Source organism: Streptomyces sp. T028 (genome assembly GCF_048159505.1).
GTDB lineage: Bacteria > Actinomycetota > Actinomycetes > Streptomycetales > Streptomycetaceae > Streptomyces.
The window spans coordinates 196,802-221,590 of sequence record NZ_JBLRVZ010000057.1 but is presented as its reverse complement, the minus strand read 5'-3'; the positions used below and the strand labels follow the sequence as shown (position 1 = coordinate 221,590).

22 protein-coding genes are annotated in these 24,789 nt (G+C 72.9%); 11 read left to right on the top strand and 11 right to left on the bottom strand.

What is annotated here, in order from left to right; translation table 11 throughout:
• Window positions 1–39: 39 nt before the first annotated feature.
• Window positions 40–837 (bottom strand): antibiotic biosynthesis monooxygenase, encoded by a 798-nt coding sequence (locus ACLZN2_RS43585; protein WP_416985328.1) that lies wholly within the window; start codon window positions 835–837, stop codon window positions 40–42.
• 184 nt (window positions 838–1,021) lie between these two features.
• On the opposite strand from ACLZN2_RS43585, the gene rfbB reads away from it, so the two are divergent.
• Window positions 1,022–2,002, top strand: a complete 981-nt coding sequence (rfbB, locus tag ACLZN2_RS43580; protein ID WP_416985327.1) for a dTDP-glucose 4,6-dehydratase — start codon at window positions 1,022–1,024, stop codon at window positions 2,000–2,002.
• Here the strand turns inward: rfbB and ACLZN2_RS43575 are convergent.
• Together ACLZN2_RS43575 and lnt are read right to left on the bottom strand one after the other, a co-directional pair.
• Complete coding sequence (locus ACLZN2_RS43575; protein WP_416985326.1) at window positions 1,997–2,470, bottom strand: NUDIX hydrolase; 474 nt, start codon at window positions 2,468–2,470, stop codon at window positions 1,997–1,999. The genes rfbB and ACLZN2_RS43575 overlap by 6 nt on opposite strands.
• A gap of 62 nt (window positions 2,471–2,532) precedes the next feature.
• The gene (gene lnt, locus ACLZN2_RS43570; RefSeq protein WP_416985325.1) at window positions 2,533–4,143 is read right to left on the bottom strand and encodes an apolipoprotein N-acyltransferase; all 1,611 of its coding nucleotides are present in this window, start codon (window positions 4,141–4,143) and stop codon (window positions 2,533–2,535) included.
• A 233-nt stretch (window positions 4,144–4,376) separates the two neighbouring features.
• On the opposite strand from lnt, the gene ACLZN2_RS43565 reads away from it, so the two are divergent.
• Window positions 4,377–5,447 carry an O-antigen ligase family protein gene (locus ACLZN2_RS43565; RefSeq protein WP_416985324.1) on the top strand — a complete coding sequence of 357 codons (1,071 nt, stop codon included), beginning with the start codon at window positions 4,377–4,379 and terminating at the stop codon, window positions 5,445–5,447.
• A gap of 40 nt (window positions 5,448–5,487) precedes the next feature.
• Here ACLZN2_RS43565 and ACLZN2_RS43560 read toward each other — a convergent pair whose 3' ends face one another.
• The gene (locus ACLZN2_RS43560) at window positions 5,488–6,045 is read right to left on the bottom strand and encodes a hypothetical protein (RefSeq protein WP_416985323.1); all 558 of its coding nucleotides are present in this window, start codon (window positions 6,043–6,045) and stop codon (window positions 5,488–5,490) included.
• Window positions 6,046–6,150: 105 nt separating this feature from the next.
• Complete coding sequence (locus ACLZN2_RS43555) at window positions 6,151–6,936, bottom strand: glutamate racemase (protein WP_416985322.1); 786 nt, start codon at window positions 6,934–6,936, stop codon at window positions 6,151–6,153.
• A gap of 39 nt (window positions 6,937–6,975) precedes the next feature.
• Between ACLZN2_RS43555 and ACLZN2_RS43550 the strand changes: the two genes are divergently transcribed.
• Window positions 6,976–8,169, top strand: coding sequence for a glycosyltransferase (locus tag ACLZN2_RS43550; protein ID WP_416985379.1), 1,194 nt, complete (start codon window positions 6,976–6,978; stop codon window positions 8,167–8,169).
• 15 nt (window positions 8,170–8,184) lie between these two features.
• Here the strand turns inward: ACLZN2_RS43550 and ACLZN2_RS43545 are convergent, their stop codons facing one another.
• Window positions 8,185–9,459, bottom strand: a complete 1,275-nt coding sequence (locus ACLZN2_RS43545; protein WP_416985378.1) for a TerD family protein — start codon at window positions 9,457–9,459, stop codon at window positions 8,185–8,187.
• 298 nt (window positions 9,460–9,757) lie between these two features.
• Between ACLZN2_RS43545 and ACLZN2_RS43540 the strand changes: the two genes are divergently transcribed.
• The 4 genes from ACLZN2_RS43540 to ACLZN2_RS43525 all read left to right on the top strand — a co-directional run bounded on the left by ACLZN2_RS43540 (window position 9,758) and on the right by ACLZN2_RS43525 (window position 14,392).
• Window positions 9,758–10,183: a DUF6643 family protein gene (locus tag ACLZN2_RS43540; protein WP_416985321.1), complete on the top strand. Its 426-nt coding sequence runs from the start codon at window positions 9,758–9,760 to the stop codon at window positions 10,181–10,183.
• 41 nt (window positions 10,184–10,224) lie between these two features.
• Entirely contained in the window at window positions 10,225–11,049 is an 825-nt protein-coding gene (locus ACLZN2_RS43535; RefSeq protein WP_416985320.1) for an MOSC domain-containing protein, read from the top strand.
• 184 nt (window positions 11,050–11,233) lie between these two features.
• Window positions 11,234–11,839: a hypothetical protein gene (locus ACLZN2_RS43530; protein ID WP_416985319.1), complete on the top strand. Its 606-nt coding sequence runs from the start codon at window positions 11,234–11,236 to the stop codon at window positions 11,837–11,839.
• Window positions 11,840–11,953: 114 nt separating this feature from the next.
• Window positions 11,954–14,392 carry a right-handed parallel beta-helix repeat-containing protein gene (locus tag ACLZN2_RS43525; RefSeq protein WP_416985318.1) on the top strand — a complete coding sequence of 813 codons (2,439 nt, stop codon included), beginning with the start codon at window positions 11,954–11,956 and terminating at the stop codon, window positions 14,390–14,392.
• A gap of 5 nt (window positions 14,393–14,397) precedes the next feature.
• Here the strand turns inward: ACLZN2_RS43525 and ACLZN2_RS43520 are convergent, their stop codons facing one another.
• Entirely contained in the window at window positions 14,398–16,740 is a 2,343-nt protein-coding gene (locus ACLZN2_RS43520) for a hypothetical protein (protein WP_416985317.1), read from the bottom strand.
• A gap of 279 nt (window positions 16,741–17,019) precedes the next feature.
• Here ACLZN2_RS43520 and ACLZN2_RS43515 point away from each other — a divergent pair, with 279 nt between their 5' ends.
• Entirely contained in the window at window positions 17,020–17,850 is an 831-nt protein-coding gene (locus ACLZN2_RS43515) for a DeoR/GlpR family DNA-binding transcription regulator (RefSeq protein ID WP_416985316.1), read from the top strand.
• A gap of 52 nt (window positions 17,851–17,902) precedes the next feature.
• Window positions 17,903–18,379 carry an SRPBCC family protein gene (locus tag ACLZN2_RS43510; RefSeq protein ID WP_416985315.1) on the top strand — a complete coding sequence of 159 codons (477 nt, stop codon included), beginning with the start codon at window positions 17,903–17,905 and terminating at the stop codon, window positions 18,377–18,379.
• 15 nt (window positions 18,380–18,394) lie between these two features.
• Here the strand turns inward: ACLZN2_RS43510 and ACLZN2_RS43505 are convergent, their stop codons facing one another.
• Window positions 18,395–19,519 carry a PLP-dependent cysteine synthase family protein gene (locus ACLZN2_RS43505; protein WP_416985314.1) on the bottom strand — a complete coding sequence of 375 codons (1,125 nt, stop codon included), beginning with the start codon at window positions 19,517–19,519 and terminating at the stop codon, window positions 18,395–18,397.
• A gap of 368 nt (window positions 19,520–19,887) precedes the next feature.
• Between ACLZN2_RS43505 and ACLZN2_RS43500 the strand changes: the two genes are divergently transcribed.
• Window positions 19,888–20,211 carry a hypothetical protein gene (locus tag ACLZN2_RS43500; protein WP_416985313.1) on the top strand — a complete coding sequence of 108 codons (324 nt, stop codon included), beginning with the start codon at window positions 19,888–19,890 and terminating at the stop codon, window positions 20,209–20,211.
• A 192-nt stretch (window positions 20,212–20,403) separates the two neighbouring features.
• On the top strand, window positions 20,404–20,943 hold the full coding sequence (locus ACLZN2_RS43495; protein WP_416985312.1) for an ATP-binding protein: 540 nt from the start codon (window positions 20,404–20,406) through the stop codon (window positions 20,941–20,943).
• 222 nt (window positions 20,944–21,165) lie between these two features.
• On the opposite strand, the gene ACLZN2_RS43490 is transcribed toward ACLZN2_RS43495, so the two are convergent.
• Genes ACLZN2_RS43490 through ACLZN2_RS43480 form a run of 3 tightly spaced genes read right to left on the bottom strand, consistent with a single transcriptional unit; the run spans window position 21,166 to window position 24,751 of the window.
• The gene (locus ACLZN2_RS43490; RefSeq protein WP_416985311.1) at window positions 21,166–23,727 is read right to left on the bottom strand and encodes an ABC transporter permease; all 2,562 of its coding nucleotides are present in this window, start codon (window positions 23,725–23,727) and stop codon (window positions 21,166–21,168) included.
• Window positions 23,724–24,473, bottom strand: a complete 750-nt coding sequence (locus tag ACLZN2_RS43485) for an ABC transporter ATP-binding protein (RefSeq protein ID WP_416985310.1) — start codon at window positions 24,471–24,473, stop codon at window positions 23,724–23,726. The genes ACLZN2_RS43490 and ACLZN2_RS43485 overlap by 4 nt, the downstream gene beginning before the upstream one ends.
• On the bottom strand, window positions 24,470–24,751 hold the full coding sequence (locus tag ACLZN2_RS43480) for an SHOCT domain-containing protein (RefSeq protein WP_416985309.1): 282 nt from the start codon (window positions 24,749–24,751) through the stop codon (window positions 24,470–24,472). The genes ACLZN2_RS43485 and ACLZN2_RS43480 overlap by 4 nt, the downstream gene beginning before the upstream one ends.
• Window positions 24,752–24,789 lie beyond the last annotated feature (38 nt).

Here is a 24,789-nt window from a genome sequence, read left to right as displayed (position 1 = left end):
TGCGGGAACGGCGACCGGGCCGTTCCCGCACGCGGCTGCTCATTCGGCGTCGGCGGCCTTCACGTTCAGACGTACCTCGAACAGCTCCGGGCCGGACACGGCGAGCTCCCGCAGCGCCGCGCTGTGCGGCTGGAACTCCGGCTGTGCGACCGCCGCCCGCAGGCTGGCGCCGTCCGTCCAGCGTGCGATGTTCACGTACGACGTCGGCTCGTCGAGCCGACGGTGCAGCGTGTGCTCGATGAAGCCCGGCTGTGCCGCGAAGAACGCCGAGGTCGCGGCGAAGACCTCCTCGAACCGCTCGGCCGGCCCCGTCACCTGGAACCGGTTCACGAGCGTCACGGGGACCGGGCTCGCCGCCGCACCGACCCGGGCGACGACCTGCTCGTAGCGGGCGAGCGTCTCCCCGGGGCTCGGGCCGTCGAGCGCCGCGTGGATGAGGGGCGCGATCTCGCCGTGCCGGTGCAGTCCGCTGTGCGTGAGGGCCACGGATGTCCTCCCGGGGCCGAGTGCCTCGAAGTCGACCTCGATGAAGCTCGCCTTCTCGTCGTCGAAGACCGGCTGCCAGTGGGGGCCGACACGCCAGGTCAGCACGATCCGCTTGGGGGGGTTCCACTCCACCACCGTGCCCCAGGCGATCTCGGTTCCGTCGGCTCCGACCTCGTAGTAGCGGCCGCCCTCGAAGGGCTCGATGGTGAGCGACACCCGGTTCTCGACGAAGACGTGCTTCTCGGGGAACCACTCGATCGGACGTTCGGCGAAGATGGCGAAGGCCCGGTCCGCGGGCACGTCCACCGTCACCGTCTTGCGCACATCGGGGACCTTCTGGGCCTCGGTCATGGATGCTCCTCGGGCGTTGGGATCATGTCCCCACCCTGGTCGACCCGTCTTGAACCTCGACGGAACACGGATGGAACGCGGTACGCCGGAGCGAGCGGACCGGGGTCGATCGGGGCCGTCGATGGGGGCCGTGGTCGATCGGGGGTATAGGGGTTCTCGAGGGGCCGGGGCCACCGTGGGACCCATGCGTATCCTGGTCACCGGCGCGGCCGGCTTCATCGGCTCCCACTATGTGCGGGCGATGCTGAACGGTGAGTACGCCGGATTCGAACGAACCGAGATCACCGTCCTCGACAAACTCACCTACGCCGGCAACCGGGCGAACCTGCCCGCCGAGCACCCGCGCCTGAACTTCGTCCACGGCGACATCTGCGACCGGGAGCTGCTGCTCGGCCTCGTCCCCGGGCACGAGGCCGTCGTCCACTTCGCCGCGGAGTCACACGTCGACCGCTCACTGGTACGCGCGGCCGACTTCGTGGGCACCAACTGCGTCGGCACGCACAACGTCATGGAGGCGAGCCTCGCCGCCGGTGTGTCCCGCGTGGTGCACGTGTCCACCGACGAGGTGTACGGCTCCATCACGGAGGGCCGGTGGACGGAGGAGTGGCCGCTCGCACCCAACTCGCCCTACGCGGCGTCGAAGGCGGCCGGCGACCTGATCGCCCTCTCCTACGCCCGCACCCACGGCCTCGACGTGTCCATCACCCGCTGCTCCAACAACTACGGCTCGCACCAGCACGTCGAGAAACTCATCCCCCTGTTCACCACCAACCTGCTGAGCGGCGTCCCCGTTCCGCTGTACGGCGACGGCTCCAACGTCCGCGAGTGGCTGCACGTCTCCGACCACTGCCGTGCCGTACAGCTGGTGCTGACGGGCGGCCTCCCCGGCGAGGTCTACAACGTCGGCGGCGGCACCGAGCGCACCAACCGGGAGATCACCGACCTGCTCCTCCACCTGTGCCGGGCCGACCCGTCCCTCGTCGACCGCGCTCCTGACCGCAAGGGCCACGACCTGCGCTACGCCCTGGACGACTCCAAGATCCGCACCGAGCTCGGCTACGCCCCCGAGGTCCCCTTCGAAGAGGGCCTCGCGGCGACGGTCGCCTGGTACGGGGACAACCCGTCCTGGTGGAAGCGGCCGGGGCTGCGGGCGGCATGGTCATGACCCGGTCTCGAACCACGTGGGTTCGTCGGAGAGCGCCTGCTTGATGCGGAACACCTGGCGTTCGTGCATCGGCGGCAGAGCGTCCACGTCGAACCAGCCGACCTGGACGGACTCGTCGTCGTTGACCCGTGCCTCGCCGCCGACCGCCCGGCAGCGCAGGGTGACGTCCATGAACTGGCACTTGTCGCCGTTGGGGTACTCGACCTGCCGCCCGGATCGGATCAGGACGACACGCTCGGGAACACAGTGCACGCCCGTCTCCTCCTCCACCTCCCGCACGGCGCAGTCCGCGGGCTGCTCGCCCGGGTCCGGGATGCCCGTGATCACGGTCCACTGGCCGTTGTCCGCGCGCTGTCCCAGCAGGACGCGTCCCTCGTCGTCGAAGACGACGGCGCTGACGCCGGGAAGCCACAGGAGCTGATGGCCGGCGGAGGCCCGGATCTCGGTGATGAACTCAGGAGTCGGCATGGCACCGACACTAACCGGACCTCCGCCCCATGACCCCGCTCACCGGCGCGATCGGGCGCCGATCAGGCGCCGGCACCCCGCCGGGCGCGTACGCCCGCGGCGATCGCCCAGCCCAGACCGCCCGCGGCGACGAGCACCAGGGCGATCTCCGGGAGGATCCCGAGGCGGGTCGCGGGGGTCTCGGAGGAGCGCAGCGGCACCTTCTGGACCAGGTTGTCCGCGACGAACATGCCGGTCCTCTGGGTGATCTTCCCGTCCGGCATGATGATCGCGCTCACGCCGCTGGTGACGGGCACGGTCACGGTGCGGCTGTGCTCGACGGCGCGGACGCGGGACATGGCGAGTTGCTGGTAGGTCATCTCGCTGCGGTCGAAGGTGGCGTTGTTGCTGGGCACGGAGATCAACTGGGCGCCGTCGGTGACCTCGGAGCGCACCGCCCAGTCGAAGGCGGCCTCGTAGCAGGTGACCAGGCCCACCTCGGCGCCGTCCATGGTGAACACGCCCGGCTCGGTGCCCCGGCTGAAGTCCTGGCGGACCATCGACGTCCACTCGCTGTTGATCGCGCCGATGAGCGAGCGCAGCGGGAGGTACTCGCCGAAGGGCTGGATCTGCCGCTTGTCGTAGGTCTGGGTGGGGCCCTTCTCCGGGTCCCACAGGATCTGCTCGTTGTAGAGCTTGCCGTCCCGCTCGACGACTCCGCCGACCGAGATGGGCACACCGATCGCCTTGGCGGCCTTGTCGATGACGGCGGCCGCGTCCGCGTAGGCGAAGGGGTCGATGTCGGAGGAGTTCTCCGGCCACAGCACGAAGTCGGGCTGTGGCTTCTCGCCCGCCTCGACCTCGGCGGCCAGTCGTTCCGTTTCCCGCGCGTGGTAGTCGAGCACGGCGCGGCGCTGGGAGTTGAAGTCCAGGCCGAGGCGGGGGACGTTGCCCTGGATGACGGCGACCGTCGCGGTGCCGTTCTCCGCCTTGTCGCTCACCAGGGAGCGCGAGGCCAGTGCGGCGCCGACGGGGACGGCCAGACTGAGCAGGGCCACGGCGGCGGCCGACCTGCGCACCTCACCCGTGCGCCGGCGGTCCAGGACCAGCCGGACCGTCTCGTAGAGACCGAATCCGCACAGGACGACGGCGAAGCCGAGGACGGGGGTGCCGCCGAGTGCGGCGAGCGGCAGGAAGACACCGTCCGCCTGACCGAAGGCGATCTTGCCCCAGGGAAAGCCGCGGAACGGCACACGCGCGCGTGCGGCCTCGCCCGCGATCCAGAGGGCCGCCGCCCACACCGGCCAGGCCGGCAGCTTCGAGATCTTCGCGACTCCCACACCGACCAGGGCGATGAAGACCGCCTCGATGGCCGCCAGGGCGAGCCAGGGGCCGGGGCCGACCTCGACGCCGGTCCACACCAGGAGCGGCAGCAGGAAGCCCAGGCCGAAGAGGTAGCCGAGGCCCAGCGCCGCCTTCCAGGTGCGACCGCGCAGCACCCAGCCGAAGACGGCGAAGGCCGGCAGGGCCAGCCACCACACGGTCCGGGGCGGGAAGCTCACGTAGAGCAGCACTCCTGAGAGTGCCGCCGCGGCGGCGGGGACGAGGCGCAGAAGCCGCGCGCGGCGGGAAACCGGCGTGGCCTGGGGCTCGAGCTGGTCGGGCTGGCCCACGGAAGTTGCGGTGACGGTCACTCCGGGAGTGTACGGCGGGTCACCTTTTGGCCGACAGCACGGTCCACGGGGCGCCCCGTGAGAACCGCCTCTCGCACACGCCCCCGGCACGGCTCATCCACAAACCGTCCATCAGCCGTTACGGTGTGCCAGAGCCCCGTTCGCACAGACGTCCGGGGGGCACTGGCCGGGGGGAACTGGCCGGGGGGCGACCGGGTTCGGGGGGTCGGGTGGGGTCCACGGGTTCCAGGGGGATGACGGCGGCGGCCGACGCGGGCGCCGACGGGGAGAGACGGAACGTTTCCGACGCGGCCGGCGTGGCCGTACTGGGGGCCTGCGCCGCGTGGTCCCTGGTCAGCTCGGCCGTGCACGGCGGGCGGCCCGAGGGTGTCCTGCTCGCGGTGCTGGCCGTGGCGGCCGGATACGCGACGGGGCGGATCTGCGGCGTGCTGCTGCCGGTGGCCGCGCCGTGTGCCGCGGCGCTGACCGGGCTCACCCTGACCGTGGCGCTGCCGCGGCTCGCGCCGGGCCCCGAGATCGCCGCGCCGCTGGGCCAGGCGGGTGCCACCGCCGCGGTGCTGACGCTGTCGGCCGGTGCCGCGTGCTGCGCCGCCTGGGCGACGCCCGTACCGTTGCTGCGGCTCGCTCTACGGCTGCTGGCCTGCGGTGTCGTGGTCGCGGGGGCAGCCCTGGGCTCGATCACGGCGGTCGTGACCTGCTGTGCCGTCCTGCTGTGCTCACTGGCCGCGGGCCGCATGCGCCACCGGGGGCCGGCCCTCGCCGGTCTGGCCCTCGCCACGGCCGCGGTGACAGGGCTGACCTGGGCGGTCGCCGGGAACGCCCTGCCCACCGGGCTCGCCGCGTCCATGGAGGACCAGCTCACGCCCCGCCGGGTCGCCCTCTGGCGTGACGCGCTGCACCTGGCCCAGGGTGACCCCGGGCTCGGTGTCGGACCGGGCCGTTTCGGGGAGCTGAGCGCGACGGCGGCACAGTCGACGCTCTCCGACGGCAAGCCGCACTCGGCCCCCCTGCAGCTGGCGGCGGAACAGGGTGTCGTAGGGATGCTGCTTCTCGCGGCGGCCTACTGCTGGGTGCTGTTCGCGCTGTGGCGTGCGCTCCGTCCCACGCCGGTGGTCCTCACGGCGGGCGCCGCGCTCACCGCTCTCGCGGCGCTCGCCGCGGTCGGCAACGCGCTGAGCTTCACGACGGTGTCGGTCGGCGCGGGACTCCTGGCCGGCCTGGCCACGGCCCGGCCGCTCGCCGACGAGCCGCTGTCCGGGCTGCCGACCGGATCAAGCAGGGAACGCGAGCGTCCGGCCGTCTGAGCTCCGCGGCGTCCACGAGCACGATGCCGGGCGGCTGACGTCAGACAGCCGGCCCGGGCGTCCGCGCCTCCAGCCGGGCCTTGATCACCTCTACGGCGGACTCGGCCTCGTCCACCGTGATCGTGAACGTATGACCGTCCCACAGCCGCAGCACCACACCCTCACCACGGCGTACGACGACGGCGGTGCCCTTCTCCGGACGCCAGCGGTAGCCCCAGCCGCCCCAGTGGCGCGGGGTGATGTTCGGTTCGAACTCGGCGCCGGCGACATGGGCGAGGGGGATGCGGCGGCGTGGCACACCGATGTGGCCGCAGCGCACCTCCAGCGCGTCCTGGTCGAGCTTGAGGTCGACATGGACGAAGGCGAGGGTGCCGAAGAGGACCAGCAGTCCGGCGGCGATGCAGCCGACGACGGACATGACCAGGGGTGCGGTGCCGGACGTCCAGGCGGAGTCGACAGCGAGCTCGATGCCGAGCGCCATGCAGGCGGCGCCGACCAGCGCGAGCAGCCACTGGAACCGGTTGGTGGCGCGACCGGTCCAGACGTCCGGATGCGGGGTGTCCTCGCCCGGGGGGTGAACGTGGGAGTGGTCCCTCATATACATGAGGTTACTCAGGTTTCCCTGCGCGGGTAGGGCGTCGCACAGGGTCACTGCGCCGAGTGGACGGCGGACCGGACAGGGCCTACCGGGGATGATGTCCGGTCACTGGGCGGGGCTGACGCTCTGGAGCAGCAGGCCTTCCGCGTAGGTGAGAGCGGGCTGTGGGAGGCCGCCCTCCCGGCCGCTGAGCAGGACGGTCACGGAGCCCAGGCCGGTCGCGCCGGGCTCGGTCCGGGCGCCGACGCGGCGCAGGGCCTGCGCGGCGACCGCACCGGCCGAACCGTGCAGGACTAGAGGCGGCCGACCGGGGATCTGGACGGCGGTACGGATACGGTCGGCGACCAGCTCGTAATGGGTGCAGCCCAGGACGACGGTCGTCACATCCTCGGGGGTGAGGGCGGCGGCCGCGGCGACGGCGGAGGCGATGGCCGTCTCGTCCGCGTGCTCCACGGCCTCGGCCAGGCCCCAGCAGGGCACCTCGGTGACGGTGACCCCGGCGGCGAAGTCCTCGATCAGACCGCGCTGGTAGGGGCTGCCGGTGGTGGCGGGGGTGGCCCAGATCGCCACGTGGCCGCCGCCGGCCGCGGCCGGCTTGATCGCGGGGACGGTCCCGATGACCGGGATACCCGGTTCCAGGCGGGCGCGCAGAGCGGGCAGGGCGTGCACGGTCGCGGTGTTGCAGCCGACGATCAGGGCGTCGGGGCGGTGCGCGGCAGCGGCCTCGGCCACGGCCACGGCACGGGCGGTGAGGTCCTGCGGGGTGCGCGGGCCCCAGGGCATGCCGTCGGGGTCGAGGGAGAGCACGAGATCGGCGTCGGGTCGCAGACGCCGTACCGCGGCGGTGGCCGCCAGCAGCCCGATTCCGGAGTCCATGAGCGCGATCTTCACCCGGCCACCATAGACGATGTGCTCCTGCGGCCCGGCCGGGTGGGGCAGACTGCGCGGGTGAGCGCCGTCGTGTGGATCGCCGCCGTGTCCCTGGCCGCCTGGGTGTGGCTGTCGCTCTGTCAGGGCTTCTTCTGGCGTACGGACGTCAGGCTGCCGGCCCGGCGCGAGCCGGAGGAATGGCCGCCGGTGTGCGTGGTCGTCCCCGCGCGCGACGAGGCGGCGGTGCTGCCCGCGAGCCTGCCGTCGCTGCTCGCGCAGGACTATCCGGGGCGGGCGGAGGTGTTCCTCGTCGACGACGGCAGCTCGGACGGCACGGGAGAGCTCGCGCGTGAACTCGCGCGGCGGCACGGCGGGCTGCCGCTGACCGTCGGCTCGCCGGGTGAGCCGCCGGCGGGCTGGACCGGGAAGCTGTGGGCGGTGCGGCACGGCATCGCGCTGGCACGCGCGCGTGAGCCCGGGTATCTGCTGCTGACGGACGCCGACATCGCGCACGCGCCCGACAGTCTGCGGCAGCTGGTGGCGGCGGCGCACGCCGGGGACTTCGACGTCGTGTCGCAGATGGCGCGGCTGCGGGTGCGGAGCCTGTGGGAGCGGCTGGTCGTGCCCGCGTTCGTCTATTTCTTCGCTCAGCTGTATCCGTTCCGCCGGATCGGGCGGCGCGGGGCGCGGACGGCGGCAGCGGCGGGCGGTTGTGTGCTGCTGCGCGCCGAGGCGGCCGAGCGGGCGCGGATCCCGGACGCGATCCGTCACGCGGTCATCGACGACGTGGCGCTCGCGCGCGCGGTGAAGCGCTCGGGCGGCCACATCTGGCTGGGGCTGGCCGACCGTGTGGACAGCGTGCGCCCCTGTCCGAGGCTGGGCGACCTGTGGCGGATGGTCTCGCGCAGTGCCTACGCGCAACTCCGCCACAGTCCGCTGCTGCTGACCGGCACGGTGGTCGGCCTGGCGCTGGTGTACCTGGTGCCGCCCCTGGCCCTGGTCGCCGGGCTCGTCGTCGGCAGTACGTCCACCGCGCTGCTCGGCGGCCTGGCGTGGCTGGTGATGACGGGGACGTACGTACCCATGCTCCGCTACTACGGGCAGCCGCCGTGGCTCGCGCCGCTGCTGCCGTTCACCGCGTTCCTGTACCTGCTGATGACGGTGGATTCCGCCGTACAGCACCACCGGGGGCGGGGCGCGGCCTGGAAGGGCCGCACCTACGCCCGTCCGGACACCGTGACCGACGAGGGCTGAGGTCTCGGAAAGGGGCTATTTACGGCCCGGTGTCCAGTTCATGCCCCAGTTGTAGGCGTGGTCGACGGTCCGCTGCGGGCTGACGCCGCGTTCGGGCACGAGATAGCGGGCCTCGCGCTGGACGATCAGGTCGCCGCCCTGGTTGGTGATCAACGCGAGGGCGCACACGGTGGAGGGGACGGTGCACTCGTCGAGGGAGAAGTCGACCGGGGCGCCGTACTGGGGGTGCAGGGTGACCGTCGCGTGAAGGTCGGCGAAGGAGCGGGCGCCCTCGTAGACCGTCACGAAGACGAGGATGCGCCGGAAGTCGTTCCTGTGGTCGAGGTTGACGGTGAGGTTCTCGCCCTGGGCGGCGGCCCCGGTGCGGTCGTCTCCGTCGAGGTGGATGTACGGCGGCTGGTGCAGCGCGCCGAAGGCGTTGCCGAGGGCCTGGACGACGCCCTTGCGGCCGTCGGCGAGTTCGAACAGGGCGCACAGGTCGAGGTCGAGGTCGTTGTGGAGCGCTACCGCGCGGCCGTGTTTGCCGCCCCATCCGGAGAACTGTTTGCGCACCTCCCAGTTGAGGTTCACGCGCATGACGCCCGAGGTGGCGCCCTGCTTGGTGAGCGACACCGCGGGGGCGGCCTTGGTGAGCGTCACCTTGGTCAGCCGGACCGGGGCGGCGGGCGGGGCCGGCGGTGGAGGCGGGGCCTGGTGGGCGGGCGGGGGCACGGTGACCGGCGGCGCGGGCATGGTCGGCCGGGCGGACGGAGGCGGCGGGGCCGAGTGCTGCGGCTCGTCCACGGTGATGCCGAAGTCCGTGGCCAGCCCCTCCAGGCCGGTTCCGTACCCCTGCCCGACGGCGCGGAACTTCCAGGCGCCCTGACGACGGTAGAACTCGCCCAGCACGAAAGCGGTTTCGACAGTCGCGCCGGTGCTGTCGAACCGGGCGGCGACGGTGCCCCGCGCCGCGTCCCGCACCTCGATGTAGAGGTCGGGCAGCTGCGCGAAGGTGCCGCCGTCGGAGGAGGCGGCCAGGACGACGGTCTCGATGGCGGGCTCCACGCGCGCGAGGTCGACGAGGAGGGTGTCGGTCACCCGGCCGCCTGCCGTGCTCTTGCCCTCGTGACGGACCGCGCCCGAGGAGTGGGCCGGCTGGTTGTAGAAGACGAAGTCGGCGTCGGAGCGGACTTTTCCGCCCACCAGCAGCAGCGCCGAGGCGTCCGCGTCGGGCACCCCCGGCCCCGAACGCCAGCCCAGTTCGACCCGTAGCGCCGTGGTCGGCACCGGGGTGTTGGAACCCTTCGGCATCGACATGTCCGCCCCCCTCACCTTTCCGTGTACCGGGCCGCACGCCGGCACCTCTCGGTTGTCTACCCGGTCAACCTATTCCGCAGGACAGCGGAGGCCCAGGAAAGGCCCAGGAGCACCCCCCTCCCGACCCGCCGGTAACCCGCCCGGAACTCGGCTTTTACACGATCGCACCGGTTCCCGGCGCCCCTTTTTGCCAAGTTCGCTCGCATTAGGGATCCGTGGTCACCGCCGACACGGAAAACAACCCTCTTATCGGTCTCCCCAACCAGCACATCGTGGGCTTAACTTATGTGCCATGACCTCCCCCCGCTCCACCTATGGCGGCTACTACTCCGCCTTCCCGGACACCCCGATCTACGACTCGCTCGTGGCTGAGCGAGGCACCCCGCAGATCGCCCCGATCCGGGTCCCCGCCGCCTACGACATGCCGAGCAGCAGCAACCTGCCCGCGCTGCCGTCGGCACTGCCCGCCCTCCCGGCGGCCCCGCAGGCGTCCTACGGCTACCCGCAGGCGCAGCAGCCCTCGCCGCTGCAGCAGGCGCCCGCGGCGTACATCCCGCCGCAGGCCGCCGCGCCGCGCGGCTACCCGGGTCCGCAGGTGCCGCAGCAGGCGCGCCCGGCGGCCGGGATGGGCTACGAGGCGATGCGCCCCGCCGCTCCCCGGCCGGCCGCACCCCAGTACCAGGACCCGTACAACAACCAGCAGTACCGCGGCTACTGAGCCCTCCCGGGGTTGTCGGTGCCACCTGGCAGGATGACCCCATGGGGAATGCGGAGCTGCTGTCCATCCATCTGTATCCGGTCAAGGCGTGCCGGGGCGAGGCGCCCCGGGAGGCCGAAGTGGAGCCCTGGGGGCTGGCCGGAGACCGACGCTGGGCGCTGATCGACGACGGGGGAAAGGTCGTCACGCAACGCCAGCAGCCGCGCCTGGCACTGGCCGCCGCCGAGCTTCTGCCCGGAGGCGGCATCTGGCTGTCCGCGCCCGGCCTGCAGCCGCTGACCGTGGCGGTGCCCGATCCGGTGGGCACGGTCGCGCTGGAGATCTTCCGCGACAAGGTGGAGGGGGTCCTCGCCGGCGCCGAGGCGCATGCCTGGTGCAGCGCGTATCTCGGCGCCGACGTCCGCCTGGTCCACATGGACGATCCCGCGACACGCCGGCCCGTCGATCCCGAGTACGCGCTGCCGGGAGAGACCGTCAGTTTCGCCGACGGCTATCCATTGCTGGTCACCACGGTCGCCTCGCTCGACGCCCTCAACACGCTGATGGCCGACGGTGAGCACGCGGCCGAGGGCCCCTTGCCGATGAACCGTTTCCGGCCGAACCTGGTCGTGGCGGGTACCGAGCCCTGGGCGGAGGACGGCTGGTCGCGGGTGGAGATCGGGGAGGTCTCCTTCCGGGTCGCCAAGACCTGCGGACGGTGTGCCGTCACCACCACCGACCAGGCCACCGCCGGGCGCGGCAGGGAGCCCCTGCACACCCTGGGCCGCCACCGTCGGCTGGGCGGCAAGCTCGTCTTCGGCCAGAACCTGGTACCCCTCACCCACGGCACCGTCCGGCTCGGCGACCCGGTCCGGCTGATCACCTAAATTCGGCCCCCGTTCCACGAAGCCTCGACCTGCGGGAACCTCCACCGTCTGCCCAGGCGTTGTGCTGTCGTGAGAAGTTCATGAGAGGTCCCGGGCGTGGGTGATTTCGCTCTCTCTTCGCCCGGGTTCCCGCGTGAACGGCTCCGGCGGGGGTTATCACGGAGCGGGAAGGGGGTGCGGGACGGTGCGAGCGATCGGTGGAATCTGGCGCTGGCGGCACAATCCGCTGCGCCGCAGGACGGATCTGGCCGAGGCATGGGTATCGCTTTCGGCGCTGCTGCTGATCCTCCTCGTCGCGCCCGTCGTGGGCTCCCTGATCGGCGCCGTCGCCCAGGACGCCCTGCAACAGGCGGTCCGCGAGCAGCGACAGGCCCGCCACGAGATCACGGCCACCGTCGTACGGAAGGCGGGCGCCTCGCCGCTGGAGGCCGACCCCGAGGCCGCCTCCGGGCGGGAGACCCACAGCCGGGTCGTCGCCGACTGGACCGCCCCGGACGGCACAGCGCGGCACGGCACGGTGCTGGCCTCTCTCAAGACCCCGCACCGCGGGGACCACTTCGCGATATGGACGGACGCGCACGGCCGTCTCGTGGCCCGCCCGCTGGACTCCGCCACCGCGACGACACACGCGGTGCTGGCCGGATTCGGAGCGGCCCTGCTGAGCGCCGGAGCGGTCGAGGGCGGCAGGCGGCTGATCGTCTGGCGCATGGTCCGCCGCCGGTACGCCCGCTGGGACCAGGCATGGGATCGCGCGGGCCCGGACTGGGGCCGTACAGGTACCGGTAGCTGAGTCGTTCGGTCAGTGGTCAACTCACCGCCCGCGCGCACGCTACGGTGGTCCGGCCGGATGCAGCATGATTCGGCGTCAAACCCGCGTACGACGAGGTGGGGGCACAGCAACGCCATGGCACAGGGCACGGTCCAGGTGACGCACACCGGCGCATCGAGGTGGCGGCGCCGCACGGGTGAGTACGCATCGCTCGCCGCCGCCCTGGAGGCCGCGGCCGAGGGCGATGTCCTCACGATCGCTCCCGGCACCTACCGGGAGAACCTCGTCGTGCAGCGGTCGGTGACCCTGCGCGGCCCGGAGGGTTCGCCCGGCTCGGTGCGGATCGCGCCCGTGGACGGGGTGCCGCTGACGGTGTGCGCGTCGGCGGTGGTGCAGGACCTGCATGTGGAGGGCCAGGACGCGGCCGCGCCGGCGGTGCTCGTCGAGGAGGGCACGCCCGAGCTGCTGGACATGCGGATCGTCACGCGGTCCGCGACGGGCATCGAGGTGCGCGGCAACGCCCGTCCGACGGTCCGGCGGTGCACGGTGGACAACCCGGCGGGCGTCGGGATCGCGGTGGTCGACGGCGGCGGCGGTGTCTTCGAGGAGTGCGAGGTCGTCTCGGCCGGGCAGGCGGGCGTCCTGGTCCGCGGGGGCGCGCACCCCCGGCTCGAGCGCTCCCGGGTCCATCACGCCTCCGGCACCGGAATGAGCGTCACCGGCGACAACTCCGGCCTGGAAGCGGTGGGTTGCGAGATCTACGAGGTCCGCGGCAGCGGGGTGCAGATCACCGCGCGGGCCACCGCCCACCTCACGGACTGCGCCGTGCACCGCACCACCGCCGACGGGGTCACGCTCGACACGGACGCGGTGCTCACGCTGGCCGACTGCCGTATCCACGACATCCCGGAGAACGCGATCGACCTGCGGTCCCGCTCGGTCCTGACGCTGACCCGCACGACGGTGCGTCAGTTCGGGCGCAACGGACTGTCGGTGTGGGACCCGGGTACCCGGGTGGACGCCAACCAGTGCGAGATCTTCGACAGCACCGGCGACTATCCGGCCGTATGGGTCAGCGACGGCGCTACCGCCGTGCTCGACTCCTGCCGGGTGCACGACGTGCCGGACGCGCTGTTCGTCCTCGACCGCGGCTCGCGCGCGGACGTCATCGACAGCGATCTGGCGCAAGTGCGCAACACGGCCGTGTCGGTGAGCGACGGCGCGACCGCCCAGCTCGACGACTGCCGGATCCGGGAGGCGGCGACCGGCGCCTGGTTCCGTGACCACGGCAGCGGCGGCACCCTCAACAACTGTACGGTGGACGGCGTCCAGACCGGCGTGATCGTCACGAAGGGCGCCGACCCGACCGTGGAGCGCTGCACGGTCGCCTCCCCCGCCGAGGCCGGCTTCTACGTCTCCGCCGGGGGCCGGGGCACCTTCCTGAACTGCCGGGTGACCGACAGCGGGGGCTACGGCTTCCACGTGATAGACGGTTGCCGTGCGACGCTGCGCCGATGCCGTACCGAGCGCTGCGCCCGCGGGGGGTACGAGTTCGCGGAGAGCGGGCCCGACGGGGCGCCCGGTGCGGGAGCCGTGGTCGAGGACTGCACCAGCGACGAGAGCGCCGGGCTGCGGACCGCGGCCGGCCGGGAGACGGCCGTGCAGACGACCCCCTCCTCGGTGGGTCTGCTCGGTCCGATCCCCGAGCAGCGGGTGACCGTGCCGGAGCCGCAGCCGGGCGTGGCCGGGACGGAGGTGTCGGTGCGGACGTCGAAGGACGTGCTGGGCGAACTCGACGCGCTGGTGGGTCTGGAGAGCGTCAAGCGCGAGGTGCGGGCGCTGACCGACATGATCGAGGTGGGCCGGCGCCGGCAGCGGGCGGGCCTGAAGGCGGCCTCGGTCAAGCGCCATCTGGTGTTCACCGGCTCCCCCGGCACCGGCAAGACGACGGTCGCGCGTCTGTACGGCGAGATCCTCGCCTCGCTGGAGGTGCTGGAGAAGGGTCATCTCGTCGAGGTGTCCCGGGTCGACCTGGTCGGCGAGCACATCGGCTCCACCGCCATCCGTACGCAGGAGGCGTTCCAGCGGGCGCACGGCGGGGTGCTGTTCATCGACGAGGCGTACGCGCTGTCGCCGGAGGACGCGGGGCGGGACTTCGGCAAGGAGGCCATCGACACCCTGGTGAAGCTGATGGAGGACCACCGGGACTCCGTGGTGGTGATCGTGGCGGGCTACACGGCTGAGATGGAGCGGTTCCTGACGGTCAACCCGGGTGTGGCGTCCCGCTTCTCGCGGACCATCACCTTCGGTGACTACGGCCCCGACGAACTGCTGAGGATCGTGGACCAGCAGGCCGAGGAGCACGAGTACCGGTTGGCGCCGGGCACCGCGGAGGCCCTGCTGAAGTACTTCACGGAGATCCCCAAGGGCCCCGCCTTCGGCAACGGCCGTACGGCGCGCCAGACGTTCGAGGCGATGGTGGAGCGCCACGCGAGCCGGGTCGCCCAGCTGCCGGAGCCCAGCACGGACGATCTGACCCTCCTGTTCGTGGAGGACCTGCCCGAGCTGCCCTGACCCGCTCAGGTGCGCTGCGCGGGCAGCTCGGGGTGCAACCGGGCCAGCAGGTGGGCGCGTTCCTCGGCGAAGGCCGGGTCCGCCTGGTAGTCGGAGTGGCCCAGGATGGGGGCGGGCAGCGGATGCTCGGCGGTGCGGCCGTACGCCAGGGGGTCCGCGAGGGGCGCGCGGTCCACCTCGGGGCCGCAGTCGTCGCCGGTCAGCCGCACCGGGCCGCCGATGGGGTCGGTGAGCCGGTACAGGTTGCGCCAGCAGGCGATGTCCCGGTGCAGGGCGGCGAGCGCGGCCGGGCCGAAGTGGGCCGGGAACCAGCGGCCGTAGAGGCGCTCGATCGGTGAGCCGTAGGTGAGCAGGGCGACCCGTTTGCGGTCGGAGGGCTTCAGCTGCCAGGCGGCGGCCGCGGCGAGGACGCTGCCCTGGGAGTGCCCGGAGATGACGAGACGCCCGCCGGTGGCCCGGGTCCAGCTGGTCATCCGCCAGGTCAGGTCGGGCACGGCGCGCTCGGCGTAGCAGGGCGGGGCGAAGGGATGGGCGGCGCGGGGCCAGAAGGTGCCCACGTCCCAGAGGATGCCGATGGTGCGCCGGGCGGAGGCGTCCTTGTAGGCGCGGCGGCCCCAGGTGACGAACAGTATGAAGCCGAGGCCGATCAGCCAGGAGCCGAGCGCCTGCGCGGCCTGGGCGGCGCCCTGTACGAAGGGTCCGGCGGCCTCCGCGGCCCGGACCGGGGTCCTGCGACTCGCGAAGGTGCCGACGACGGCGGCCGCGCCCAGGAGCAGGGTCGTGCCGGCGGTGACGGCGACGAGGAGGGGGCCGCGGTCGGTGAGCGTGGCCATCGACCGCGTACGGGCGATACGGCCGGTGCGGGCCGGGTCACCGGGGTCGGCGCCGTACTCACGGGCCACCGCCACCCGTTCGGCCCGGGTGAGCCGCCAGGTGCGCCGGCCGAGCAGCCCGCACAGCACCAGCAGGACGACGAACAGCACGGGGATCACGGACGCCTGCCAGGTCAGCAGCACCGGCGGGCCGTCGAGGAAGGTCCCGGTGCCGTCCAGCCAGTCCGAGACCCGTTGCGACACGCCGCCGGACATCACCCCGCCCAGCGCACAGGCCAGCATCACGACGGCGGGCCCGCCGAGGCCACGCAGGGCGCACCGCTCCCGCTCGTCCCTCCCCTGGTCGGCGTCGCCCCCCGGTCCCCGGTACAGGACGTGCGCGACGGCGGCCAGGGCGAGCACCAGGGCCCCCTGGGACAGGGCGAGGGCGCCGAAGGTCGTGTCGCCCTGGAGTCGACCGGAGGAGTGCCAGCCGGGGCGGTTCCAGGCGGCGTAGACCAGGGTGAGCGCGAGGAGGGTGAGGGCGGTGAGGGGGAGACGGTGCACCAGGTGGGCGTCGAGGGTGCGGTCGAGGCGGTTCTCGCTGCGGCCGCGTCGGCACACCACCCAGACCACGGCGAGGGCGCCGACGGCGAGGGACACCTCCAGCAGTCGGCCGAGCGCGTCCAGGACGGCGGGGCCGCCGGGGCGGTGGTCCTCGCGGGCCGCCGCCGTACCGACCGCCGCGGCCACCGTGAGCAGGCCCGCCGCGGTGTGGGCTGCGCGCAGGCGGGCCACGAGGCGGCGCCCGTACCAGAAGCCGGGGCGGCTCAGCGCGGTGTGGGCGGGGCCGTGTTCGGGCTCGGCGGCTCGGTCGAGGGGCTCCTGGGACTCGTACGCCCGCCAGGTGCGGTGGGAGAGGTACCAGAGGAGGCCGGTCAGGGCGGTCGGGACCAGGGCCGCCAGGGCGAGGCGGCGGCCCGGTGGGCTCCACCAGCCGCCGTGCGAGCCGCTGGGGGAAAGGAAGCCCAGCCAGGAGTGGCGCGCGGCGCACGCGCGCGTGCCCGCGCACTGCCAGGCGGTGAGGTCCAGGGCGACCTCGCAGGCCGCGGCGACGAGCAGGACCGTCAGGCTGAGGCCGGCGAGCCGTACGAGCAGACCGTACAGGCGGACCGCGCGCGTGCCCTCGCGGGAGGCCGGGCGCATCCAGTGGGCGAGGTTGACCACCATGAACGGCAGCAGTAACAGCCACAGGGCGCGGGTGCCGTTGCCGGAGGTCAGGTTGGACCAGACGTACGCCTCCGGGACCGGCCGTCCGTCGTGATCGCCGGACGGTGTGTTGGCGTCGGCCGCCGGGGCGTCCGCGTCGGCGTCCTCTGCGCGCCGGTAGACCGCGGCCGTGTCGTCGCCGGTGATCCGCACGGTGCGCGGATCGTTCAGCATCTTCTCCGGCCTGGCGCCGCCCACGCCGTGGACCAGGAGTTCCAGGGCCGCTCTGCCCGTCGAGGAACGTTCCACTGTTCGCGCTTCCCCCATGACACGCCGCTTCCATGTCTGTCGTGCGGGCTCAGGATCTCCGCTGCGGCGTGCGTCCACACCTGTGCGCACCGAATCTCCCCGATACGTGTCTCCCCGATCCGGGCCGCACAGGAACATCACAGCCGCCTGATGGCATGCACGCGTCGGGGTGCTGGCACAGTCGGGGGCCTGTCGTGCGAGGATGGGACGCCCGCGCACCGGTGACCGGTGAGAATGTTCTCGTCGCAGCAGGTGAACGGGCCTGTGGAGCCGTTCGAGGAAAGGACCGGAGCGTACGTGAGCGAGAATCAGAACCTCCTCGCGGAGCAGCGCCGCGCCCTGATCCTGGACGAGGTACGTCGCCGGGGCGGCGTCCGTGTCAACGAGCTGACCCGCAAACTCGGCGTGTCGGACATGACGGTCCGCCGCGACCTGGACGCGCTGGCCCGCCAGGGCATGCTGGAGAAGGTGCACGGCGGCGCGGTGCCGGTGGTGGAGGCGAGCACGCACGAGCCGGGCTTCGAGGCGAAGTCGGGGCTGGAGCTGACCGCCAAGGAGGACATCGCGCGGGCCGCGGCGGAGCTGGTGGCGCCGGGCAGCGCGATCGCGCTGTCGGGCGGTACGACGACGTACGCGCTGGCGCATCAGCTGCTGGAGGTCCCGGACCTGACCGTGGTGACGAACTCGGTGCGGGTGGCCGATGTGTTCCACATGGCACAGCGCTCCTCGGGTCCCCGGCAGGGCGCGGCGACGGTGGTGCTGACCGGTGGGGTGCGCACCCCGTCCGACTCGCTGGTGGGGCCGGTCGCGGACCAGGCCATCGCGGCGCTCCACTTCGATCTGCTGTTCCTCGGGGTGCACGGGATATCCACCGAGGCGGGGCTGTCGACGCCGAACCTGGCGGAGGCCGAGACCAACCGGCGCCTGGTGCAGTCGGCACGCCGGGTCGTGGTGGTCGCCGACCACACCAAGTGGGGTGTGGTGGGCCTGAGTTCGTTCGCGGCCCTGGAGCAGGTCGACACGCTGGTCACGGACGCCGGGCTGCCGGGTGCGGCCCGCGCGGAGATCTCGGAGCATCTGCGGCGGCTGGTGGTGGCCGGCGAGCCCGGTGCGGGGGAAGACATCTGACGGGGTGACGGCTAGGGTGGCGGGGCCGTCGACCTAGGGGGTCCGTGTCGCCATGGTCCGTCGTCTGCGTGCCGAAGGTCTCGACTTCGTCGGGGCCGCTCCCGTACGGCTGGTCTTCACCCGTGAGCTCGCCGCTCCGCCGGAGCGGGTCTTCCACGCGCTGGCCTCGGACGTCTCCGGCTGGGCCGACTGGTTCCCGGCCGTCGCGTCGGCCGAGCCGCTCGACGAGGGGGCGGGGCGGGACGTACGGCTGCGGGGCGGCACGCGGTTCCGGGAGACGGTGCTCGCGGCGAAGGAACCCGAGGTGTACGCGTACCGGGTGGACGTCACCAACGCGCCGGGGCTGCGGGCGCTGGTCGAGGAGTGGCGGCTCACGCCCGGCGGCGCCGGGACACGGGTGCGGTGGACGTTCGCCGCGGACGGGCCCGCCCTGGTCAGGGGTGTGCTGCGGCTGGCGAGCCCGGGCCTCGGGCGTTCGTTCCGGGACGCGATGACCCGGCTGGAGCGACGGCTCGCGACAGGCGCGTAGAACGGCGCGCCCGGTTCATTCCGGCCACACCCCCGTCGCCAGCATCGACTCGATGGCCGCCGTGTAGGGCGCGATGTCCAGGCCCTGTTCGGCGAGCCAGGCGTCGGAGTAGTACTTGTCGAGGTAGCGGTCGCCGGGGTCGCACAGCAGGGTGACCACGCTCCCCCGCCGGCCGTCGGCGACCATCTCGGCGACGATCTTCAGCGCGCTCCACAGCCCGGTGCCCGTGGAGCCGCCCGCCCTGCGGCCGATCGCCTGCTCCAGGGCCCGTACGGCGGCGACACTGGCCGCGTCAGGGACCTTCATCATGCGGTCGACGGCGCCCGGCACGAAGCTCGGTTCCATACGGGGCCGGCCGATGCCCTCGATACGGGAGCCGCAGTCGCAGGTGACGTCCGGATCGCCGGTGGTCCAGCCCTCGAAGAAGCACGAGTTCTCGGGGTCGGCGACACAGATGCGGGTGTCGCGCTGGGTGTAGTGGACGTACCGGGCGATGGTCGCGGAGGTGCCGCCGGTGCCGGCCGTGGCGACGATCCAGGCGGGCTCCGGGAACCGCTCCGACTCCAGCTGGCGGAAGACGGATTCGGCGATGTTGTTGTTCCCGCGCCAGTCCGTGGCCCGCTCGGCGTAGGTGAACTGGTCCATGTAGTGGCCGCCGGTGTCCGCCGCGAGGCGGGCCGACTCCTCGTACATGGTGCGCGGGTCGTCGACGAAGTGACAGCCGCCGCCGTGGAACTCGATGAGGCGGATCTTCTCGGCGCTCGTGGTGCGGGGCATGACGGCGATGAAGGGCACGCCGATCAGCTTGGCGAAGTACGCCTCCGACACGGCGGTGGAGCCGCTGGACGCCTCGATCACCGGGCGGTCCGGCCGGATCCAGCCATTGCACAGGCCGTAGAGGAACAGCGATCGGGCGAGGCGGTGCTTGAGGCTGCCGGTGGGGTGGGTCGACTCGTCCTTGAGGTACAGGTCGACGCCCCAGCTGTCGGGGAGCGGGAAGCGGAGCAGATGGGTGTCGGCCGAGCGGTTGGCGTCGGCCTGGACTCTGCGGACGGCTTCTTTCAGCCAGTCGCGGTAGAGGGTGTCGCTGCGGTCGACGTCGAGGGTGGTACCGGTTCCGGTCTGCTGGGGGGTGGTCACGGCAGGAGCTCCTTACGCGCGTCGCGCCGACGGGCGCCCGAGGCGGCCGGCACACCGATCATAAGCACCTTCCGTACCGCTTCTCACCTGCATAAACACACCTTTGGGGGCCTCAAAGGCGGCCCTGGGGAGCGGGTGCGGGCGCGCGGGGGGCGCATTCGCGCGAGTGCTCCTGAAGGCCGGGGTCGGCGTGTCATACGTACTGGTGCTCGACGCCGGGCGCGGGCAGACTGCACCGGGCGGGGCGGAGCTCCGGGTCAGGGCGTACGTCCCTGGACACGGGCGCGGGTCCCGGACGGGGGCGCACACTGGATCACGGACACGACGAGTTCGCTCACGCGAGTACGACCGCAAGGGGGCGGGGAGGCATGGCGGAGCCGGAGTTCACGGCGACGGGCGTGCGGATCGGGAAGAGACTGCGCTCGCTCACCCGGGCCGGGCAGGTCCGGATCAGCGGCGGCAGGCTGGAACTGCTCACCAGTTACGGCAGCGAGATCGACAGCGCGCCGGTGCAGGCGGTCCGCGCCTCCCGGCCCTGGTTCGCCCCGGAGGACCGGGCGCTGGCGGACCTCAACGGCAACCGGTACCTGCTGACCCTCGGCGACCACGACCCCGCGCCGGGCGAGCCGGGGCCGCCCGCGGCACGCCGGTTCATCGAGGCCGTACGGAAGGCGGCGGGACGCCCCCGCTGAAGCAGCCCCGGGCAGTGCGAGTTGCGCCGCGGGACCCCCTGAGTCACGCTGTTCTCACGTCACTCTGGGTTTACCGGCGATAACGCTGCGAACCAGCCCGCCGGCCACAGCAGGCGGCCGCCTTGCGCAGCAGCTCTGCTCGATCGATCCGAACTCCGTGTTCTTCCGGACCTCAGTCGGGGAGTCGCAGCCGTGATCAGCAACCCAAGCAGGCACTGCACGGTGGAGCTCCAAGCCCTGCCGTCGCGGATCGGCCAGGTCCGCAGAATCGTATCGGCGCAGTTGCGCTACTGGCATCTCGATCCCCTCATAGACCGGGCCGCGCTCGGTGTGACGGAGCTGTTGACCAACGTCCACCTGCACGCCCGGCCCGACAAGACGTGTGTCGTGGAGATGGAGCTGCTGCTGGACCGGCTCACCGTCTCCGTGCGCGACCGTGATCCGCGGCTTCCGGTGCCGGCTGACGTCAAGGACACCGGGACGCTGGCCACCTGCGGGCGTGGGCTCGCCATGGTGGCCGCGATGAGCGAGAGCTGGGGCGCGCGGCCGGACGGGGAGTCCGGCAAGGTCGTCTGGTTCACGCTGCCCGCGTCGGTCGCCACGCCGGAGCGGTCGGCGCGTCCGCCGCGCCGTACGCCCCGGGAACAGGTCGCGCCCCGGTTCGCCGACGTCGTCGCCGTCGACGCGCACCGGCCCGCCCATGCTCCCGCCCGGTCCGCCGTCGTCGGCTGACCGGGCGGTGACCTGCCCTTTCCGGTAAGTCGGGCAGGCCCGCCGGGAGCCTCTCCGGCAATCCCCGTCGGCGCAGCCGCGTAGCTGCGGGCAGTCGTGCCGCTGGGGCGATGGAGGTCCCCCCGCTCATGGGGGTCCCTCCCGCTCGAGCGAAGCCGAGAGTGGGGGAGAAGCCGAGAGTGGGGAGGGTGGGCGCAGCGGCACCCCGCAAACGCGGGCAAGTCATTCTGTGGCGACGGCCCGCAGCACGTCCAGGCGGGCCGCGCGGCGGGCCGGGCGCAGACCGGCGAGGGCTCCTGCGGCGAGGCCCATGAGGGCGACCACGGCGAGCTGGGCGGGCGGCAGCGCGAAGGCGAACGCGCTGTCGCTCGCCCCGTCGGAGGCCGTCACCAGCACCCAGCCGAGGAAGGTGCCGAGCGCCAGGCCGCCCGCCGTGCCGAAGGCGGCGACCAGGACCGACTCCCAGCGGACCATGGCCCGCAGCTGGGACCGGGTCTGGCCGACGGCCCGCAGCAGACCGAGTTCCCGGGTGCGTTCGTGGATCGCCAGCGTCAGGGTGTTGGCGATGCCGAGGAGCGCGATGAGGACCGCGAGGGCGAGCAGGGCGTAGACGAGGGTGAGCATCATGTCGATGCCGCCGGCGGACGACGTCGCGTACGCGTCGCGGGTCTGGACCTCGGGGTTGCCGTAGTGCGCGGCGACCTTCTCGACGGCCGCCTCGCCCTGTGCGGTGCTCACGCCGTCCTTGAAGGAGACGGCGATCAGGGTGTCGGCGTCCTGGGTGCGGTGCGGGGCCCAGGCGGCGCGGGTGATGACGTAGTCGCCGGCGAGTTCGGACTGCCCGTAGACCGCGCGGACGGTGAAGATGCGCCGCTCGCCGTCGGCGAAGACGAGCCGGGCCGGGTCGCCGACGCGCAGGCCCTGGCGGTCGGCTTCGGCGCGGGTGACGGCGAGTCCGTCAGTGCCGAGGGCGCGCAGGTTCCCGCGTACGGTGCCGAGGTCGAAGGTGCGTGCCAGGGCAGCCGGGTCGGTCACGGTCAACGCCCGTCCCCTGCCGTCGACTTCGGCGACTCCGCGGCCGAGTCCGACGGCGGTGTCGACCTCGGGCAGCGCGCCGATCGCGGGGGCCAGCCTCGGGCTCAGCCCGCTGCCGCCCGCGCCGAAGGAGGGGGTGCTGACGGCGACGTCGCCCGCGAAGGACCGGGAGACGGTCTGGTCCATGGTGGCCTTCAGGGAGGCCCCGAACACGGTGAACAGGGACACCACGGCCACGCCGATCATCAGCGCGCTCGCGGTGGCGGCCGTCCGCCTGGGGCTGCGCAGGGCGTTGCGCCGGGCGAGGCCGCCGGTGACTCCGCGCAGCCGGTCGAGGGGGCTGCCGAGGACACGTACGACGGTGCCGGAGGCGACCGGGCCGAGGACGACGAAGGCGACGAGGGCGAGGAGGGCGCCGAGGCCGGCCAGCCACACGGACGGCGAGACGAGGACGCCGGTCAGGGTCACCGCGACGGCCACGGCGAGCAGTCCGGTACCGAGGACGGCACGCGGCCGGGAGGCGCCGGAGGTGTCGACGGCGCTCTCGCGGAGCGCGGCCAGCGGGGCGGTGCGTCCGGCGCGTACGGCGGGCAGCAGCGCGGAGCCGAGGCAGACCAGGACGCCGACCGCGAGGGGGATGCCCAGCGACAGGCCGCCGATCACCAGGTCGCCCTCGGGGAAGGGGAATCCGATCGCCGGGAACAGTGCCTGGAGCCCGGCCGCGATGCCGATGCCGCCCGCCAGTCCGGCGGCGGAGGCGGTCACGGCGACGACGCTCGCCTCGGTGAGGGTGGCCGCGGAGATCTGACGGCGGGATGCGCCGAGGGCGCGCAACAGGGCGTTCTCACGGGTGCGTTGGGCGACGACGATCGCGAAGGTGTTGTGGATGGAGAAGGTCGCGACGAGCAGGGCGACTCCGGAGAACACCAGCAGGAACGTGGTGAAGACCGTGAGGAACTGACTGGCGATCATGTCGGTGTTCTCGCGCGCCGACTCCTGCCCGGTAATCGCTTCAACACCCTTGGGCAGTACGGGAGTCAGCCGGTGGACCAGCTCGGTCTGGCTCACTCCGGGGTCGGCGCGGACCACGATGCCCGTGGCCTGGCCGGGCCTGGCGGTGAGGTACTTCTCGGCGTCGGCCCGGGTCATCCCGGTGAAGGTCACCTGGGCCATGCCGTCCTCGCCGCCGAAGGTGGCGAGCCCGACGATCGTCACGCGCACCGGGTCGGGGGTGCGCAGGACGGTCGTGTCGCCGATCTTCAGTCCGCCCTTCTCGGCGGTGCCCCGGTTGACGACGACCTCGCCGGACCGGGCGGGGACGCGGCCCTCGGCGAGCCGGTACGGGTTGAGCTTCGGGTCGGCGATCCAGTTGCCGGCGAGGGTGGGCGGCCCCTGGCCGCCGATCGGCTCGCCGTCGCTGCCGACGAGCTGTCCCGCGCCCTGGATGTCGGGGACGGCGGCCGCCACGCCGGGGACCTTCTCGACGGTCTCGGCGAGGGAGGTGCTGACCGGTCGGCGTACGCCCTGGCTCTCGCCGGGGGTGGTGATGGCGTCGGCGCCGCGTACGACGGCGTCGGTGCCGGCGGTGGCGCTGCCGAACATCGAGTCGAAGCTCGCGCGCAGGGTGTCGCCCATGACGAGCGTCCCGGCGAGGAAGGCCACACCGAGGAAGACGGCGAGGAAGGTGCCGGCGAAGCGTCGCCCGTGGGCGCGCAGGGAGGAGAGGCCGAGGCGGAGGGACGCGTTCATGACGGCACCTCGAACGCTTTCACGCGGTCCAGGACGCGGTCGGCGGTCGGCGACCGCATACGGTCGACGAGCCGTCCGTCGGCGAGGAAGACGACCTCGTCGGCGTGGGCGGCGGCCACCGGGTCGTGGGTGACCATCACGACCGTACGGCCGGTGTGACGCACGGTCCGGGCGAGGAGCCCGAGGACCTCTCCCCCGGAGCGGGAGTCGAGGTTGCCGGTGGGCTCGTCGGCGAAGACGACGTCGGGACGGCCGGCGAACGCGCGGGCCACGGCGACCCGTTGCTGCTGTCCGCCGGAGAGCTGCGAGGGCCGGTGGTGGAGCCGGTCGCGCAGACCGACGACGTCGACCAGGGCATCGATCCAGTCGGCCTCGCCCCGGGCGCCCGCGAGGTCCAGCGGCAGCCGGATGTTCTCCTCGACGGTCAGGGTGGGGACCAGGTTGAACGACTGGAACACGAACCCGACCCGGTCGCGGCGCAGGAGCGTGAGGCGGCGGTCGTCGAGGGCGCCCAGTTCGGTGTCGCCGATGTAGGCCGCGCCGGAGGTGAGCGTGTCCAGGCCGGCCGCGCAGTGCATCAGGGTGGACTTTCCGGAGCCCGACGGGCCCATGATCGCGGTGAACCGTCCGGCCGGGAAGTCGACGCTCACCCCGTCCAGGGCCCGTACGGCGGTGTCGCCGACGCCGTACACCTTCACGGCGTCGGCGACCCGGGCGGCCGTCGTGAGGGCGGTCGCGGTGGTCACAGCGCACCCCCCTTCCGGCCGAACTGCTCGTCGAGAACGGACAGCCGGCGCCAGTACTCGTCCTCGTCGATCTCGCCGGAGGCGAAGCGCCGGCCGAGGACGACGAGGGGCGAGTCGCCGGTGGGCCGGTCGACGGGGTTCCAGGGGCCGCGCCGACCGCGCCACACCGTGCGGCGCAGCAGGGTGACGACGCCGACGACGACGGCCGCCCAGATCAGCGGGAGGAACAGGATCCAGGGGCCGGGGCCGCCGCCGTCCCAGTTCGCCAGGGTGTTCATCTCGGGTCATCTCCTCGGTGAGGGGCCTTCGTGCTGCG